Source organism: Streptomyces coffeae (assembly GCF_016741875.1).
Taxonomy (GTDB): domain Bacteria; phylum Actinomycetota; class Actinomycetes; order Streptomycetales; family Streptomycetaceae; genus Streptomyces; species Streptomyces coffeae.
In genome coordinates, this window is sequence record NZ_JAERRF010000002.1 from 292758 (window position 1) to 308126 (window position 15369).

The 15369-nt window shown below is 70.9% G+C and carries 14 protein-coding genes; 9 read left to right on the forward strand and 5 right to left on the reverse strand.

The features are described 5' to 3' along the window. Positions 1–50 precede the first annotated feature (50 nt). Positions 51–233: a DUF6104 family protein gene (locus JK363_RS03540; protein ID WP_201871287.1), complete on the forward strand. Its 183-nt coding sequence runs from the start codon at positions 51–53 to the stop codon at positions 231–233. Positions 234–273: 40 nt separating this feature from the next. Here the strand turns inward: JK363_RS03540 and JK363_RS03545 are convergent, their stop codons facing one another. Continuing rightward, on the reverse strand, positions 274–1155 hold the full coding sequence (locus JK363_RS03545) for an NAD(P)-dependent oxidoreductase (protein ID WP_201871288.1): 882 nt from the start codon (positions 1153–1155) through the stop codon (positions 274–276). Positions 1156–1323: 168 nt separating this feature from the next. On the opposite strand from JK363_RS03545, the gene JK363_RS03550 reads away from it, so the two are divergent. Next, complete coding sequence (locus JK363_RS03550; RefSeq protein WP_443726298.1) at positions 1324–2319, forward strand: GlxA family transcriptional regulator; 996 nt, start codon at positions 1324–1326, stop codon at positions 2317–2319. A gap of 27 nt (positions 2320–2346) precedes the next feature. Here the strand turns inward: JK363_RS03550 and JK363_RS03555 are convergent, their stop codons facing one another. Beyond that, the gene (locus JK363_RS03555) at positions 2347–3003 is read right to left on the reverse strand and encodes a TetR/AcrR family transcriptional regulator (protein WP_201871290.1); all 657 of its coding nucleotides are present in this window, start codon (positions 3001–3003) and stop codon (positions 2347–2349) included. Positions 3004–3383: 380 nt separating this feature from the next. Here JK363_RS03555 and JK363_RS03560 point away from each other — a divergent pair, with 380 nt between their 5' ends. The 5 genes from JK363_RS03560 (at position 3384) to JK363_RS03580 (ending at position 7598) form a co-directional block, all read left to right on the forward strand. Then, complete coding sequence (locus JK363_RS03560) at positions 3384–4238, forward strand: DUF4097 family beta strand repeat-containing protein (protein ID WP_201871291.1); 855 nt, start codon at positions 3384–3386, stop codon at positions 4236–4238. Beyond that, positions 4238–5311, forward strand: a complete 1074-nt coding sequence (locus JK363_RS03565) for a PadR family transcriptional regulator (RefSeq protein ID WP_201871292.1) — start codon at positions 4238–4240, stop codon at positions 5309–5311. Before JK363_RS03560 ends, JK363_RS03565 begins: the two co-directional genes overlap by 1 nt. A gap of 67 nt (positions 5312–5378) precedes the next feature. Further along, entirely contained in the window at positions 5379–6260 is an 882-nt protein-coding gene (locus JK363_RS03570; RefSeq protein ID WP_307821587.1) for an SCO6745 family protein, read from the forward strand. 120 nt (positions 6261–6380) lie between these two features. Then, on the forward strand, positions 6381–7130 hold the full coding sequence (locus JK363_RS03575) for an antibiotic biosynthesis monooxygenase (protein ID WP_201871293.1): 750 nt from the start codon (positions 6381–6383) through the stop codon (positions 7128–7130). Between the two features lie 9 nt (positions 7131–7139). Next, positions 7140–7598 (forward strand): TIGR03668 family PPOX class F420-dependent oxidoreductase, encoded by a 459-nt coding sequence (locus JK363_RS03580; RefSeq protein ID WP_201871294.1) that lies wholly within the window; start codon positions 7140–7142, stop codon positions 7596–7598. Here JK363_RS03580 and JK363_RS03585 read toward each other — a convergent pair whose 3' ends face one another. The 3 genes from JK363_RS03585 to JK363_RS03595 form a co-directional block, all read right to left on the reverse strand. Continuing rightward, positions 7599–10352: a type 1 periplasmic-binding domain-containing protein gene (locus tag JK363_RS03585; RefSeq protein WP_236075528.1), complete on the reverse strand. Its 2754-nt coding sequence runs from the start codon at positions 10350–10352 to the stop codon at positions 7599–7601. Between the two features lie 191 nt (positions 10353–10543). Next, a complete protein-coding gene (locus JK363_RS03590) occupies positions 10544–11506 on the reverse strand; it encodes a zinc-binding dehydrogenase (RefSeq protein WP_201871299.1) in 963 nt (320 codons plus the stop codon). Positions 11507–11684: 178 nt separating this feature from the next. Beyond that, complete coding sequence (locus JK363_RS03595; RefSeq protein WP_201871301.1) at positions 11685–12911, reverse strand: NAD(P)-dependent malic enzyme; 1227 nt, start codon at positions 12909–12911, stop codon at positions 11685–11687. Positions 12912–13428: 517 nt separating this feature from the next. Here JK363_RS03595 and JK363_RS03600 point away from each other — a divergent pair. Further along, positions 13429–14382 (forward strand): ABC transporter substrate-binding protein, encoded by a 954-nt coding sequence (locus JK363_RS03600; RefSeq protein ID WP_201871303.1) that lies wholly within the window; start codon positions 13429–13431, stop codon positions 14380–14382. A gap of 45 nt (positions 14383–14427) precedes the next feature. Beyond that, positions 14428–15366 carry an amino acid ABC transporter permease gene (locus tag JK363_RS03605; RefSeq protein WP_201871304.1) on the forward strand — a complete coding sequence of 313 codons (939 nt, stop codon included), beginning with the start codon at positions 14428–14430 and terminating at the stop codon, positions 15364–15366. Positions 15367–15369: the final 3 nt, after the last annotated feature.

The window sequence follows — 15369 nt, forward strand, 5'->3', positions numbered from 1 at the left end:
CTGGGCGGTGCGGAACCCTCAAACCCCTCTTCCCTCTTCCGGAGCGACCCTTGTACTTCACCGACCGCGGTATCGAGGAGCTGGCGCAGCGACGCGGCGAGGAGGAGGTCACCTTCGAGTGGCTGGCCGATCAGCTGCGGACCTTCGTCGATCTCAACCCGGACTTCGAGGTGCCGGTGGAGCGGCTGGCGACCTGGCTGGCCCGGCTCGACGACGAGGACGACGACCTCTGATCCCCGGACGGCCGCTGATCCTCAGGCGCCGTCTGATCCCTCAGCGGGCGGCCGGGTCCCGCAGCGCCTCGATCACACTCGCGTAGCTGTCGGAGCCATGGCCCGCTGCGCTGGTCCGTTCCATGGTCCGCTTCAGCAGTTCGGGCAGGGAGTTGTCGATCCCGCGGGCCGCGGCGGCGTGGATCAGGTGGTCGATCGCCGCGATCTGGATGTCGACGGTGGCGTCGTCGCCCGGGTAGCGGGCGGCGTCCACCTGGGGCGCGTAGGTGGTCAGAAAACCGGCCACCGCCGTCAGCCAGCGGACCGCGACCGGGGTGAACTCCGTGGCCGTCGTCTTCTCCGCGCCGACCAGCGCGGTGCCGTGCAGCCAGCCGGTCATGGTGGACCACATCAGGCCGAGCAGCGCGGCGTCGTAGAGGGACGCCAGGCCCGGGTCGGTGTCCAGGTGCAGGGCGTCGCCCAGGGACCTCAGTGCCGGACGGTGGGCGTCGAAGACCTCCCGCGGACCGCTGTAGAGGAACATCATCTCGGGGCTGCCCACGCCGGGCGGGGTGGTCATGATCGCCCCGTCGAGATAGTGGGCCCCGTGCGACCGGGCCCACTCGGCCATCTCCCGGGCCTGCTCCGGGGAGCCGGAGGTGAGGTTGACCAGGGTCCGGCCCGCGAGGGAGGCGGCGACGGGGTCGAGAACGCCGCGCAGCGCCGCGTAGTCCAGGACACACGCGACAATCAGCGGGCTCGCCCCGACCGCCTCCCCGGGCGTCGCGGCACGGTGGGCGCCCCGCTCGGCCAGCGGCGCGGCCTTGTGCTCCGAGCGGTTCCACACGGTGGTCGGATGGCCCCGGTCGAGGAACGCGGCGGCCAGCGCCGAGCCCATCGATCCCAGTCCGATGACACTGACGGCCGGGTGGTCAGCTTGCATGTCACAACTCCTCATTCGTCCGCCGGGGGCGGGGGGTTGACCGGATGCTGACCAAGATCGCAGCGCATGAGGGCCGCAAACAGTGACACCGATGACGGCGGGCACCAAATTCCTGCCACCCGCTGATTCCTGCCCTACGCTGCGGACATGCGCGCTGGTTCCGTCGCCGTGGTGGTGACCGAGGAGATCGGGGTCCCCTCCTGGGACCTGTACGAACTGAGCATCCCCTGCACGGTCTTCGGCAAGCCGCAGACCGATCTGGCCGACCCCTGGTACGACCTGAGGCTGTGCGGTACGGGCACGGCCGACCGCGACCGCTCCGCCACCGGCGGCGGGCTGTCGCTGCGGACCCCCTACGGGCTCGACGACCTCGCCGGCGCCGACACGGTCATCGTGCCCTCGGTGCCCGACGCCTGTGTCGAGGAGGGCGCGCCGCTGCCGCGGGAGCTGATCGCGGCCCTGTGCCGGGCCGCCGCGGCCGGCGCCCGGATGGTCTCCCTGTGCACCGGTGCCTTCGCGCTCGCCGAGGCCGGACTGCTCGACGGGCGCCGGGCCACCGCCCACTGGATGCACACCGCCCAACTCGCCGAGCGCTATCCGAAGGTGCGCGTGGACGACTCGGTGCTCTACGTGGACGAGGGGGACGTGCTGACCAGCGCCGGGCTGACCGCCGGACTCGATCTCTGTCTCCATCTGGTGCGCCGCGACCTGGGCGCGCATATCGCCAACCAGCTCGCCCGCCGGATGGTGGTGCCCGCCCACCGGCCCGGCGGCCAGGCCCAGTTCATCGATCTGTCGGTGCCCGCCCGGGACGACGCCGGGCTGACGCCCGTACTGGACTGGGCCCGCGCGCATCTGGACCAGCCGCTGACGGTCGAGGACCTGGCGCGGCGGGCCGCGATGAGCCCGCGCACCCTCTACCGGCGGCTCCAGGCGGCCACCGGGACGACCCCGCTGCGCTGGCTGCTCGCCCAGCGTCTGGCGCGGGCGCAGAGCCTGCTGGAGTCGACGGACCTGCCGATCGAGGCGGTGGGGCGGCTCAGCGGCCTCGGTACGGCGAACAACCTCCGGCACCACTTCCTGAAGCACACCGGGGTGTCGCCGGGCGACTACCGCCGGGCCTTCCCCGCGCGCCCGCCCCGGGCCGTCGCGGACCCGGCCTAGGGTCCGCCTTCGGGCGCTGGCCGCACCTCAGGTGCGGTACGCGCGGACAAACAGGTCGGCGGCCTTCTCACAGATGGAGGCGGCGATCTCGGCGGCGAGCGGGCGGGTGCCGTACATGGACTGATAGAGGCCCTGTTGCACCAGCAGGGCCACGAACTGCTGGGCGGCCGAGGCCGGATCGGGGACGCTCAGCTCACCGCTGACGGTGCGCCGGTCCAGCATCCCGGTGAGCCAGACCACCAGTCGCTGGGGCTCGCCGTCGGAGCACGCGGTCCGCAGCGAGGGATGGCGGGCGACCTCGGCGATGACCAGACGGCGCAGCGCGGAGGCCCGTTCGTCGAGCAGGACCTCGAGCACCCGGTGGCCGAAGGCGATGAGCACGGCGCGGGCGTCGCCGTCGAACTGCTCGGGGGCGTACGGCGCACCGTCGGCGAACGCGGCGGCCACCCGCTCCCGCTCCCCCTCCACGGCGGCGATGAACAGCCGTTCCTTGTCGCCGAAGTGGTTGTAGACGGTCTGCTTGGAGACCCCGGCCTCGTCCGCGATGACGTCCACACCGGCCCGGGTGTACCCCTCGCGCAGGAAGACGGCCACCGCCGCCTCCAGGATCGCCTGGCGCTTGGCGGGCTGAGGGCCCATCGGGCGGCCCGCGCCGGTACGCCGGGGACCGTTGTCCGTCCGCAACGGCCCAACCTCCTTGCTGGGCAACGCCCTTGCTCCCGATGGACCTGTGAGTCTACCCTTTCTTCGTCGCACTGGACTAGTCCGTCCAGTCCAATAAATGCCGCACCGCGTGAGGCGGGGAGCGGCTGTCGCGACGGACGAACACGGAGGTCGTCACCCCGGTGTGGCGCCTCCTCGGACGGTCCTCCGGGCCGCCCGCACCCGGGTGGGGGACGGGTGCGTGCGGCCCGGACTCAGCTCTCCGCCCGGACTCGCGAACTCCTGTCCCTCCACGGCGGCGCCGTACATCAAGGGAGGGCTTGACTCCCACGGGCCACGATATATCGTGTCTAGTGAAGACACGATATGTTGCGTCGTGGAACCAGCAGGGGAGGCCGGGGATGTCAGCCCGATCAGAGTGGTCGATCAGCGAACCAGAGAAGCTCACCTTCGACGGACCCGTCTCCGCCCTCAACGTCCGGGTCGTGGGCGGCACGGTCAATGTCGTGGGCACCGACAGCGGCCCCGCCCGGCTGGAGCTCTCCGCCCTCGACGGACCGCCACTGACGGTCACCCTCGAGGACGGCACCCTGACCGTCGCCTATGACGACCTCCCCTGGAAGGGCCTGCTCAAATGGCTCGACCGCAAGGGCTGGAACCGCAGCGTCCATCTCACCCTCACCGTGCCCACCGCCACCGATGTCTCGATCGGCGTCATCGGCGCCGCCGCCGTCGCCTCCGGGCTGGCCGGCCGCGCCGATCTGCGCGGGGTCTCCGGTGACTTCACCCTGGTCGGGCTGACCGGCCCGGTGCGCGCCGACACCGTCTCCGGGCGGGTCGAGACCCAGGCCGTCACCGGCAACCTGCGCTTCAACTCCGTCTCCGGCGACCTCACCGTCGTCGAGGGCTCGGGACCGTGCGTACGGGCCGAGTCGGTCAGCGGTAATGTGGTGCTCGACCTCGCCCCCACGACCGAGAGCGCGCGCATCAGTCTCAACACCGTCTCCGGCGAAATCGCGATCCGACTGCCACACCCGGCCGACGCCGAGGTCGAGGCCAGCACCGCGAGCGGCGCCGTCTCCTGCGCCTTCGAGGATCTGCGGGTCACCGGACAGTGGGGCGCCAAGCGGATCAACGGCACGCTCGGCACCGGCAGCGGCCGTCTCAGCGCCACCACCCTCTCCGGTGCCATCGCGCTGCTGCGCCGTCCGCGGACCGAGGACACCACCGACGGATCCCAGGGAAAGGTCCTCTGATGCCTCCCGTATTCGCCCACGGCAGGCTGCGTCTGTATCTGCTGAAGCTGCTCGACGAGGCGCCGCGCCACGGCTATGAGGTCATCCGGCTGCTGGAAGAGCGGTTCCAGGGGCTGTACGCGCCCTCCGCCGGAACCGTCTATCCGCGGCTGGCCAAGCTGGAGGCCGAGGGTCTTGTCACCCACACCAGCGAGGGCGGGCGCAAGGTCTACTCCATCACCGAGGCCGGACGCGCCGAGCTGGCCGACCGCGGCGGTGAACTGGCCGATCTGGAACTGGAGATCCGGGAGTCGGTCGCCGAACTGGCCGCCGAGATCCGGGAGGACGTCCGCGGTTCGGCCAGCGATCTGCGGCGTGAGATGCGGGAGGCGGCCAAGCGGACCCGCACCTCCGGCAGTGCCGGTGGCGCCAAGGCCGGACCCGGTTCGTGGGAGGGCGCCTGGGGCGACAAGGATGCCTGGCAGCAGGCGAAGGAGGAGATGCGGCGCGCCAAGGAGGAGTGGAAGGAGCAGGCGCGCCGGGCGAAGGAGGAGAGCAAGCGGGCCCGGCAGGACGCGCAGCGCGCCCGTCAGCAGGCCCAGGACGCCCAGGAGTTCGCGCACGAGGAGGTCCAGCGGATGGCCCGGCGCGTACAGGAGCGTACCCAGGAGTACGTCCGGACCGGCGACTGGCAGCGGGCGGTACGCGAGGGGCTGGCCGAGGTCTCGCGCGGGATGAGCCGTCTCTCCCGGCAGGACCGGCCGTCGCGGGAGACGGGCGTCCCGGATGGCAGGGACCGGGCGGACGGCGGCGCCGCGAACGGCGGCCGTACAACGGACACGACGCCCGGCGCGGCCACGGACACGGCGCCCGGCGCGGCCGAGGCGGACCAGCCCGCGTGGGCCCGGGACTTCGTCCCCTCCGGCGACCCGGCCCGCGACCTGGACCGGCTGCTCGACCGGTTCCGTGACGACATCCGTGACACCGCCCGTGACCACGGGGTGACATCGCACCAACTGGCCGACGCGCACCGCCGCCTGGCGGACACGGCGGCGCGGATCACCGGACTGCTGCGCGGCGGGACGGAGGAGTAGGCTCCGAGCCTCCCCCTTCGGCGCCCGATGCGCCACTCCCCTGTTCCTGACCTCGAGAGGTGGTCCAGTGACGGAGCATCAGGCACTTGCCCGCCGCATGTGGCATCAGTTGGAACCGATCCACGCGAGCCTCTACTTCGCCCCGCGCGCGTTCGAGGAAGCCGCGGCCCTCGGCTATGACACCCAGTCCCGCTGGCCCAGCTATTTCGCCTGGCGGACGGCCCCGCTGGGCCATGCCGGCCCGGCCCTCGTCAGCGCCACGTACTACAGCTTCAGCCCCGCGACGATCGCCGAGTACGTCCCGGCGATCTGGTCGACGGCCACCCCGGCCGAGGTCCTGGCAGCCCGGTTGCGGGCCGTCGACCGGACGTTCCGCGAGCTGCTTGGTGACCGGATCGGCGGCGAGGGCATCGCCGAGGCCGCGGCGCTGGCCACCGAGGCGGCCGAGCACGCGACCCTCGCCGCCCGCCCGCTGGCCGCGGCCAACCGCGACCTCGGCTGGTCCGAGGAACCGCATCTCGCGCTCTGGCAGGCCACCACCGTGCTGCGCGAGCACCGCGGGGACGGCCATCTGGCCGCGCTGCTCACCGCCGGACTCGACCCGTGCGAGGCCCTGGTCTCCTTCGCGGCGATCGACGCGGCGCCCAAGTCCCACTTCGCGAGCCGGGGCTGGACCGACGAGGAATGGGAGGCCGCCCGCGACCGACTGGCCGGACGCGGCTGGCTCGACGCGGAGGGCAAGGCCACCGCCCGTGGCCAGGAGGGCCGGGACGCGGTGGAGCGGCTGACCGACGAGCTGGCGGCCGAGCCCTGGCGAGTGCTCGGCCCCGAACGTGCCGCGCGGCTCGCGGAGCTGACGGGTCCGCTGCTGGGCGGGGTGTTCGCGTCGGGCATGCTGCCCGCGCAGAGCACGCTCGGCATCGCCACCGTGCAGGTGGCGTACCCCTGACGCCCGCTGAACGGCCTTGACTTCATGTGCGGTTGAAGTCTGAGGATCGTGAGCGACGGGGCGCGCGGCGACCGGCGCCCCGCCGCTCACCGATTCCTTCTCCAGCCCGAGGTGACCGCCATGACCAGTCCGTCCCCCTCGCTCCCGGCCGGCCCGCTGCCCGATCTCGCGCGGCCCGAGGTGGGCGCCGCGCTGTTCAGCACCTGGAGCGCGGGCACGCCCGAACGACAGCGGGCCACTGTGGAGGCCATCGCCGCCACCTGGGACTCCCGGCCGTGGCCGGCGCCGGATCTGCTCTCGTACAACGTCTACACGGGCACCGACGGCGACACCCTGATGCACCACTCCCAGTGGACCGGTGAGGAGGCGTACCACGCCTTCGTCCAAGAGCACCGCGCGGAACGGGTCGCGGACATCGACAGCGCCGTCCCGGACATCAAGCGGCTCGGCGTCGGCACCTTCCGCCGCTACCGCGGCTTCTCGGGGATCCCCGAGGGGACGACACCCGCTCCCGGGCTCATCGTTGTCATCGATGTCGACTTCGACGCGCCCGACCCCGCACTGCGGCGGAACTGGATCGACACGGTCATCGAAACCCTCCACGCCGTGCCCCTCCCCGGTCTGATCTCGGCCGACTTCCATCTGAACGTCGACGGCCGGGCCCATCTGGGCAGCGACCGCGCCCGGGTGCTGAACTACGCGCAGTGGACCGACGAGAAGGCGTACGAGGCGGCCATCCTCGACGACGGGCGGCCGGGCGGCCCCGCCGCCGCGGACCGGCTGCGCAACCTCCCCGGCTTCGCGGGATCGGAGAGCAGGCGCTACCACTTCGCCCGCGGCTTCACCCCCGGGACGGTGGGGCGGCAGTAGCCTCACCGCATGCGACTGGAGATCGCCGAGGCGCGACGGCGCTTCGCCCGCGCCCGGGTGCTGCGGCTGGCCACCACCGACGGGGACGGCCGGCCGCATCTGGTCCCCGCCACCTTCGCGCTGGACGCGGACACCGTGGTGATGGCCGTGGACCACAAGCCCAAGCGCCACCAGGACCTGCGGCGGCTGCGCAACATCCGCGCCAACCCGGCGGTGTCACTGCTGGTGGACCACTACGACGAGGACTGGCGGCGGCTGTGGTGGGTCCGGGCCGACGGCCGCGCCCGGATCCTCCCCGACGCGTCCGCCGACGGCCATACGGCGGCAGTGGAACGGCTGGTCGCGAAGTATCCCCAGTACACCGGGCGGGCGCCGCGCGGACCGGTGACCGAGGTCGCGGTGGTGCGCTGGACGGGCTGGGCGTACAGCGGTGATCCCGGCCGCGGACCGGACTCCTCCGAGGGCTGATCAGTCGTCACGGTCGCTCGGACAGGAGAAGCGGTGACCGGGCCCCCACGTCGTAGCCTCCTCTCCGCTGTCCCGTATGCCGCACTCCAACGCGATCGCCGGAGACGCCTCCGCCCTGTCGTACAGCATCAGCAGCCGCTTGTTCCTCGGGACCTTGCGGTTCTCGGCGAACACCAGTGATCCGGTGGCCCCGCGCACTCCGTCCGTGCCGCCCACCCCCTGCTCCAGCGCGATCTGCACCGCGGTCCGGCCGAACGGTGCCCTGCCCGCGGTGCGATACGCCGCGTTGATCCCCTCGGAGAGGACCTGAAGGGCGTCCCAGGCAAGCGGGGCTCGTCCGTCGTTGCTCCACAGGTCGTCCCCGTACGCCTCGGCGTACTGCCGACGGAAGGCGATGCCGATCACATTGGGCGGATCGTCGTTCGGCAGGGCCGGCGCCGCGTAGTACAGCCGCAGCCCGGAGTGCCGCTCGGTGGGCCGCTGATCCTCGACCACCGCATTGGTGAGGTCGTTGCCGCCGAGCACGGTCACCCGGCCCTTGCACATGGTGCCCTCGTCGAAGGCGTTGAGGAAACTCTCGAATTCATTGGCGCGGGCGGCCCAGTAGACGACCGTGCGCGGTTCCTCCGTCAGCCTCCGGCAGATGCTGGTGGCCATCTGGGTCGAACTGGAAACCCATTCGTCCCCCCCGTCGTTCAGCCCGGAAGGCGGGGAGGCGGACGCGTCGCCGAGGGGAAACCAGATCTGCCGGGCGCCCTTGAACTCCTCGGCGAACCGCTCGCTGAGATTGGTGCTGTAGATGTCGTGGGGGTCCCCGATCACCACCGCCTTCTCCGCCGGAGCGCACTCCCCGGGTGCGGTCCGCACGATATTGCCGTGCCGCGCGAACTCCGCGGCGATGCGCGCCTCCCGTCCGTTGTCGGGAGGTATCTGCCGGTACATCGCCGACCCCTGCATCTGTTCCGCGGTCGCGGAGGTGCCGATCATCGGCAGCCCGCCGTCGGCCAGGATGTCCCGGGCCCGCAGGGTGTCCTTGCGGCTCTGGCCTAGGCCGACGACACCCAGGATCCGCTCCCCGCCCGCCGCGCTCCCGGCGCGGCGGACCTCCCGCACCAGCAGCTCGGCGGCCGCGGGCGCCTTGGCGAAGCCCTGCCCGGCGTCCACCTGACGGACCTTCAGCCACACCTCGCTCTTCTCCTGCTGGGCCGCCTGACGGTTGATCTCCCTCTGGGCCAGCGCGATTCCGCGCAACTCCGGAATGGCGCCGCTGTACTTGGCCTCTTCCCAGTCGTCGGCGGTCACCGGCAGGCCCAGATGGACGACCGTCCGCACGACCGCGCCCTCGCGGGCGGCCCGGTCCGCCTTCTCGTTCTCCTTGTCGATGCCGGCCCGGATGTCGTCATAGACCTCCTGGGGGCTGCGGTCCGGCAGCCGGGGCGTCGACCTGCCGGACCCGGGCGGGGAGGCGGACGCGGACCCACCGCCTTCGCCGAGACATGCGGTGTCGCTCCCCTTCGTCACCCAGGCCGCCCCGTAAGCGCCCAGCAGGGCCAGCGCGGTGAGGCCCGCCACCCCCGCCAAGACCGCCTCGACCCGCGGTGCCGCATCGGAGCGGGCCTTCCCCACGGGCGTCTCCGGATAGCGGACGAGCCATCGCGCGGCGTCCGGGTCATCAGGGTGCGACGCCACGGCCACCCGGACCACCCGGGCACCGCCCGCCCCCGTGCTCCCGATCCAGGACTTGAGCGTGATGGCGGCCTCGGCGAAGCTCTCGGTGCGCTGCTCGTCCGGCTGCACCACGGCCACCAGCATCGCCCCCGTGCAGCCGGTGTGCTCCACCGCGCTGGGAAACCGCTCCACCAGCAGCCCGGCGTCGGATCCACCGCCCGGGAACTGGGGCAGGACAAGGACGACACGATGTCTGCGGCGTCTGCCCCAGGGAGAGAGCCGCGGGTGGCGGAAGGCCCGCTCCACATCGGCGAGCAGGGCCCGCAAGAGCGCATCGACGATCAGCGCGCGCCCCTCGGGGCCCGCGGCGGCCTCGGACCCGGCGGTCAGCCGTACGGCGTCGGCGTAGAAATCCGCGCCCTTCTCCGGCAGCTCGGCCCATTTGGCGTACCAGCCGCCCTGACGGGTCATCCGGCGGCGGTGGCGGCGCCCGTACCACCAGCGCGGCAGCATCCCGAACACCGGTCGGCGCAGCCAGTACCAGGCGGTGCCCGGGATTCCGGGCGGCGGTTCCTCGCCACCGCTCAGGGTCTCCAGCGTCCGCAGCACGGCGGAGCTCGAACAGCGCGCCTCGTAGATCTGGTTCCGTAACTCCTCGGGCTGCGCGTCCGCCTGGGGTCTGGTGAGATCGGCCTCGACGACGGCGCACATCAGCCGGAACTGCGAAAGCCGCAGCTTGCCGAAGCCCCCCGGCCGGTTGCGCACCAGCTCTTCCTCGATCTTCTGGAAGGTCTTCCCCACCCGCTCCCGTGGCGGGCCCATGGTCTTCCCCGCCACCTGTGCGAACGGAAGCCGGGCCCTGCCGCCCGCGCTGAAGCGGGCACACAGGCCGTCGGCGATCCGCTCCGCTTCGGTCCGCCTCGTGGTACCGGCGGGATGTGCGGCGTCGGTGGCGTCAGCAGTGTCGGTGGCGTCGAGGCCATCGGCCGTGCCGACGGCCTCGGTGAGCTGCGTGAGCAGGATCTGCGGAGCCGGGCCCCGTTGTCCGGGCGACAGCAGAACGAGCCGTTCGAGCGATTCGATCAATAATTCGATTTTGGGCAGCGATGGCACCGCGGCAGTCATAAACATCCCCCCGGCCCATCATCCCCACCCGCTCCGGAGAGCACCAGACCTCTCACACAGAGCGACAGACATTTTCCGGTGTTGGCCGCATGGGGGACGGAGAGAAACCGAGCGTGACCGCCGGGGCGTCAGACCGCCGGGGCGCCACGATGTCAGACCGTCAGTACGACCTTGCCGAACAGATCGCCGCCCGCCATCTTCTCGAACCCCTCGCGGGCCCGGTCCAGCGGCAGCACCGAATCGATCACCGGCCGCACCCCGTGCGCCGCGCAGAAGCTGAGCAGATCCTCCAGCTCGTCCTTGCTGCCCATCGTGGAGCCGACGACCTTCAGCTCCAGGAAGAAGATCCGGTTGAGTTCGGCGGTCTTGGGGTTGGGGCCGCTGGTGGCGCCCGAGATGACCAGAGTGCCGCCCGGTTTGAGCGACTTGACCGAATGCGACCAGGTCGCCGCGCCCACCGTCTCCATGACCGCGTCCACCCGGTGCGGCAGCCGCTCCCCCGGCTCGAACACCGCCTCGGCGCCCAGCTCCACGGCGCGCTTGCGCTTGGCTTCGTCCCGGCTGGTCGCGAAGATCCGCAGCCCCGCCGCGGCGCCCAGCACGATCGCGGCGGTGGCCACCCCGCCGCCCGCGCCCTGCACCAGCACGCTGTCGCCGGGGCGCACCCCCGCGTTGGTGAAGAGCATGCGGTACGCGGTCAGCCAGGCCGTCGGCAGACAGGCCGCCTCCTCGAAGGACAGCTCCTTCGGCTTGGGCAGCAGATTCCAACGGGGGACGGTGACCTTCTCCGCGAAGGTGCCCTGGTAGCGCTCGGTGAGGATGGAGCGGGGCTCGTTCGGGCCGACGCCGTGGCCGCTCTGGCCGATGACCGAGTGGAGCACGACCTCGTTGCCGTCCTCGTCGATCCCGGCCGCGTCACAGCCGAGGATCATCGGAAGCGACTCCTCGCCGAGCCCGACGCCGCGCAGCGACCACAGGTCGTGGTGGTTGAGCGAGGCGGCCTTGACGCGGACGGTGCTCCAGCCCGGCCGCACCTCCGGCTCGGGGCGCTCACCCAGTTCAAGACCGCTCAGCGGCTGGTCACGGTCGATACGTGCGGCGTAGGCAGCGAACATGATCCTGACCATAGGCCGCGGCGGGGACGCGGCGGAACCACACCGGGGTGTGACACGCACCGCGCCCGTCCGTCCCGGGGCACGGGCGGGCGCGGACAGCGACACGGGCCGGGCCGTTCCCCCTCGCGGAGGGAGCGGCCCGGCCCGTCACTGCAGCCGATGGCGCGTCAGCGTCCGTTCAGCGGCGCGCCACACCCTCGGCGCGTGCGGCGGCCGCGACGGCCGCGCTCACGGCCGGGGCGACCCGCTCGTCGAATGGCGAGGGGATGACCTTGTCCGCGCTCAGCTCGTCGGCCACCACGGCGGCCAGCGCCTCGGCGGCGGCGAGCTTCATGCCCTCGGTGATCCGGGAGGCCCGGACCTGGAGAGCCCCGGCGAAGATGCCGGGGAAGGCGAGCACGTTGTTGATCTGGTTCGGGAAGTCGCTGCGGCCGGTGGCGACCACCGCCGCGTGCTGGTGCGCGACGTCCGGGTGGATCTCCGGGTTGGGGTTGGCCATCGCGAAGATGAAAGCGCCGGGCGCCATGGTGGCCACCGCCTCCGGCGCCACCGTGCCGCCGCTGACGCCGATGAAGACGTCCGCTCCGGCCATGGCCGTCTCCAGCGAACCGGTCAGCCCGCCCTTGTTGGTGAACCCGGCCAGCTCACGCTTGACGTCGGTGAGGTCCTCGCGGTCCTGGGAGACGATGCCCTTGCGGTCGCAGACCGCCACATCGCCGATACCCGCTTCCACCAGGATCCGGGCGATGGCCACTCCGGCGGCACCGGCCCCGGAGATGACGGCGCGCAGCGATCCGAGGGAACGGTCGGTCAGCTTGGCCGCGTTGCGCAGCGCCGCGAGGGTGACGACCGCCGTGCCGTGCTGGTCGTCATGGAAGATCGGGATGTCGACGCGCTCCTGGAGCTTGCGCTCGATCTCGAAGCAGCGGGGCGCCGAGATGTCTTCCAGGTTGACGCCGCCGAAGGAGGGCGCGAGCCGGGCCACGGTCTCGACGATCTCGTCGACCTCCCGGCAGTCGAGGGCGATCGGCACCGCGTCGACTCCGCCGAACTGCTTGAAGAGGATCGCCTTCCCCTCCATCACCGGCAAGGACGCCTCCGGACCGATGTCCCCGAGTCCGAGCACCGCGCTGCCGTCCGTCACCACGGCGACCACCTGGGACTTCCAGGTGTAGTCATGGACGAGCTCCGGCTGCTCGGCGATCGCGCTGCACACCTTGGCGACACCCGGTGTGTACGCGAGGGACAGATCGTCCCGGTCGCGCACGGGCACGGTCGCCTGGACGGCCATCTTGCCGCCCCGGTGGAGTGCGAAGGCCGGATCGAACGGCTCTCCGTCGGTCACGTCTTCGGCTCCTTCGCCGTTGCTGCTGTCGCTGCGAGGATGGGCAATCTCCGCTGCCACTTTTTTGACCCCTTTGTCGTTTTCTGTTGAGGGTAGCCGCCCCAGGTTGGGAGCGGGCGGGCACCGCGTCCGGGCCCCCATGGAGCAGATAGCCGTGCTCTGGGGGGCGATACGGACGCCGGGCGCGTCGCACACACGCCCTGAGCCCCGGGTGAGGGGTGTAACGACCTGTTCTACCGGATGCGCGCTCCGGAAGACGAGCGACTTCTGTCACGGTGGCGTTCAGAAAGTCCGCGTTACCATCGAAAACGATCGAATCGGACATGAATGTACATGTCACCGTCGCTCAGCAAGCGCCGCGTGATCATGAGTCCGTCCCACTTCCCCGGCCATCGCCATCAGGCCCGGCGTTCCATCCGTGCACCACGGGGATCGCCCGTTATCCGATTTTGACATGGATAGCCGCCCGATCGAGCGGGTCCAGATGGCAAGATGCCCCAATCACACGAGGTCGCGGCACTCAAAAACGTGTTCCCAGCACCTCGGACATCCCCTTCATCCTGCGGGAGGAACCAGCATGACCGCCAGCTTCACGCGCCGTCGGGCCACCACGAAGTCCCGGATGGCCACAGCCGGCGCGGTAGCGGTCGTGGGCGCCCTGCTCCTGACGGGCTGTGGCGACCAGACCGACAAGGCCACGAGTGGCTCCTCCAGCGCCGCGGGCAAGGGTCCGCTCTTCAGCGCGCTGCCGAAGAAGATCCAGGACGCCGGCGTGATCAAGGTCGGCTCGGACATCAACTATCCGCCGGTCGAGTTCAAGAAGAACGGCCAGGTCATGGGCCTGGACCCGGATATCGCCGATGCCCTCGGCAAGGCGCTCGGTGTGAAGTTCGAGTTCAACAACGCCACGTTCGACACCCTGCTCTCCGGTCTGCGCTCCAAGCGCTACGACATCGCGATGTCGGCCATGACCGACAACAAGGGCCGCCAGGAGGGCGTGGACCCGGACACCGGCAAGAAGGCGGGCGAGGGCGTCGACTTCGTCGACTACTTCACCGCCGGTGTCTCGATGTACACCAAGAAGGGCGAGACCGAGGGGATCAAGAGCTGGAAGGATCTGTGCGGGAAGAAGGTCGTCCTCCAGCGCGGCACCGTCTCGCACGACCTCGCCAAGGCCGAGTCCAAGAAGTGCGGCAAGGACGGCAAGATCAAGATCGAGGCGTTCGCCAACGACACCGAGGCCCAGACCCGGCTGCGCGGTGGTGGCGCCGACGCTGCCTCCAGTGACTTCCCCGTGGCGGCCTACGCCGTGAAGACCTCCGGCGGCGGGAACGACTTCGAGATCACCGGTGAGCAGGAGGAGGCCGCGCCGTACGGCATCGCCGTCAGCAAGGACAACACCGAGCTGCGTGACGCCCTCAAGCAGGCACTCGCCTTCATCATCGCCAACGGCGAGTACGACAAGATCATCGCGAAGTGGGGCGTCAAGGACGGCGCCGTCACCAAGGCCATCATCAACGGCGGCAAGTGACCCGGCCCCTCCTTCCTCGCGCGCTCGCGCTGAAAGGCACAATCCGTGACAACTAAGATCGACAAGGCGGACCCGGTCGACACCCCGCCTCCCGCGCCGGAGAACATCAAAGCCATCCCGGTGCGGCACTACGGCCGCTGGATCACCGCGGTCGTCGCCATCACCCTCATTGTGACGCTCGTCATGGCCTTCGCCCGTGGCGATGTCAACTGGGGCGCCATCCCGGACTACTTCTTCGACAAGGAGGTGCTGCGCGGTGTCCGCAACACCGTCTGGATCACCATCCTGTCGATGGCGCTCGGTGTGGTCCTCGGCATCATCCTCGCGGTGATGCGGCTGTCGAAGAACCCGGTGACCTCCTCCATCGCCTGGGGGTACATCTGGTTCTTCCGCGGCACCCCGGTCTACGTCCAGTTGCTGGTCTGGTTCAATCTCGGCCTGGTCTTCAACTACATCAACCTCGGTCCGATCTACAAGGACGAGTGGTCGGACTTCATGACCCCGTTCCTGGCCGCCCTGCTGGGCCTCGGTCTGAACGAGGCCGCGTACATGGCCGAGATCTGCCGCGCCGGTCTCCAGGCGGTCGACGAGGGTCAGACCGAGGCCGCCCAGGCGCTGGGCATGAGCCACGCCAAGACGCTGCGCCGGGTGGTCCTGCCGCAGGCGATGCGGGTGATCGTGCCGCCGACGGGCAACGAGTTCATCAATATGCTCAAGACCACCTCACTGGTGATCGCCGTGCAGTACTGGGATCTGTTGCAGGCCACCACCAACGTCGGCCAGAACACCGGCGCCACGGCCGAGATGCTCTTCCTGGCCGCCGCCTGGTATCTGATCCTCACCTCGGTGCTGAGCGTGGGCCAGTACTACCTGGAGCGGTACTACGCCCGCGGGTCGAGCCGTTCCCTCCCGATGACGCCGCTCCAGCGGATCCGGGTCAACCTTCTGTCCGGCTCCAACCGCCAGGGAGGCGTGAGCGCATGACCG

Excerpts from the sequence above, each read along its gene's own strand:
- JK363_RS03545 (WP_201871288.1), bottom strand. The coding sequence starts at position 1,155 with ATGCAAGCTGACCACCCGGCCGTCAGTGTCATCGGACTGGGATCGATG.
- JK363_RS03560 (WP_201871291.1), top strand. The coding sequence starts at position 3,384 with ATGTCAGCCCGATCAGAGTGGTCGATCAGCGAACCAGAGAAGCTCACC.
- JK363_RS03565 (WP_201871292.1), top strand. The coding sequence starts at position 4,238 with ATGCCTCCCGTATTCGCCCACGGCAGGCTGCGTCTGTATCTGCTGAAG.
- JK363_RS03575 (WP_201871293.1), top strand. The coding sequence starts at position 6,381 with ATGACCAGTCCGTCCCCCTCGCTCCCGGCCGGCCCGCTGCCCGATCTC.
- JK363_RS03580 (WP_201871294.1), top strand. The coding sequence starts at position 7,140 with ATGCGACTGGAGATCGCCGAGGCGCGACGGCGCTTCGCCCGCGCCCGG.
- JK363_RS03590 (WP_201871299.1), bottom strand. The coding sequence starts at position 11,506 with ATGTTCGCTGCCTACGCCGCACGTATCGACCGTGACCAGCCGCTGAGC.
- JK363_RS03600 (WP_201871303.1), top strand. The coding sequence starts at position 13,429 with ATGACCGCCAGCTTCACGCGCCGTCGGGCCACCACGAAGTCCCGGATG.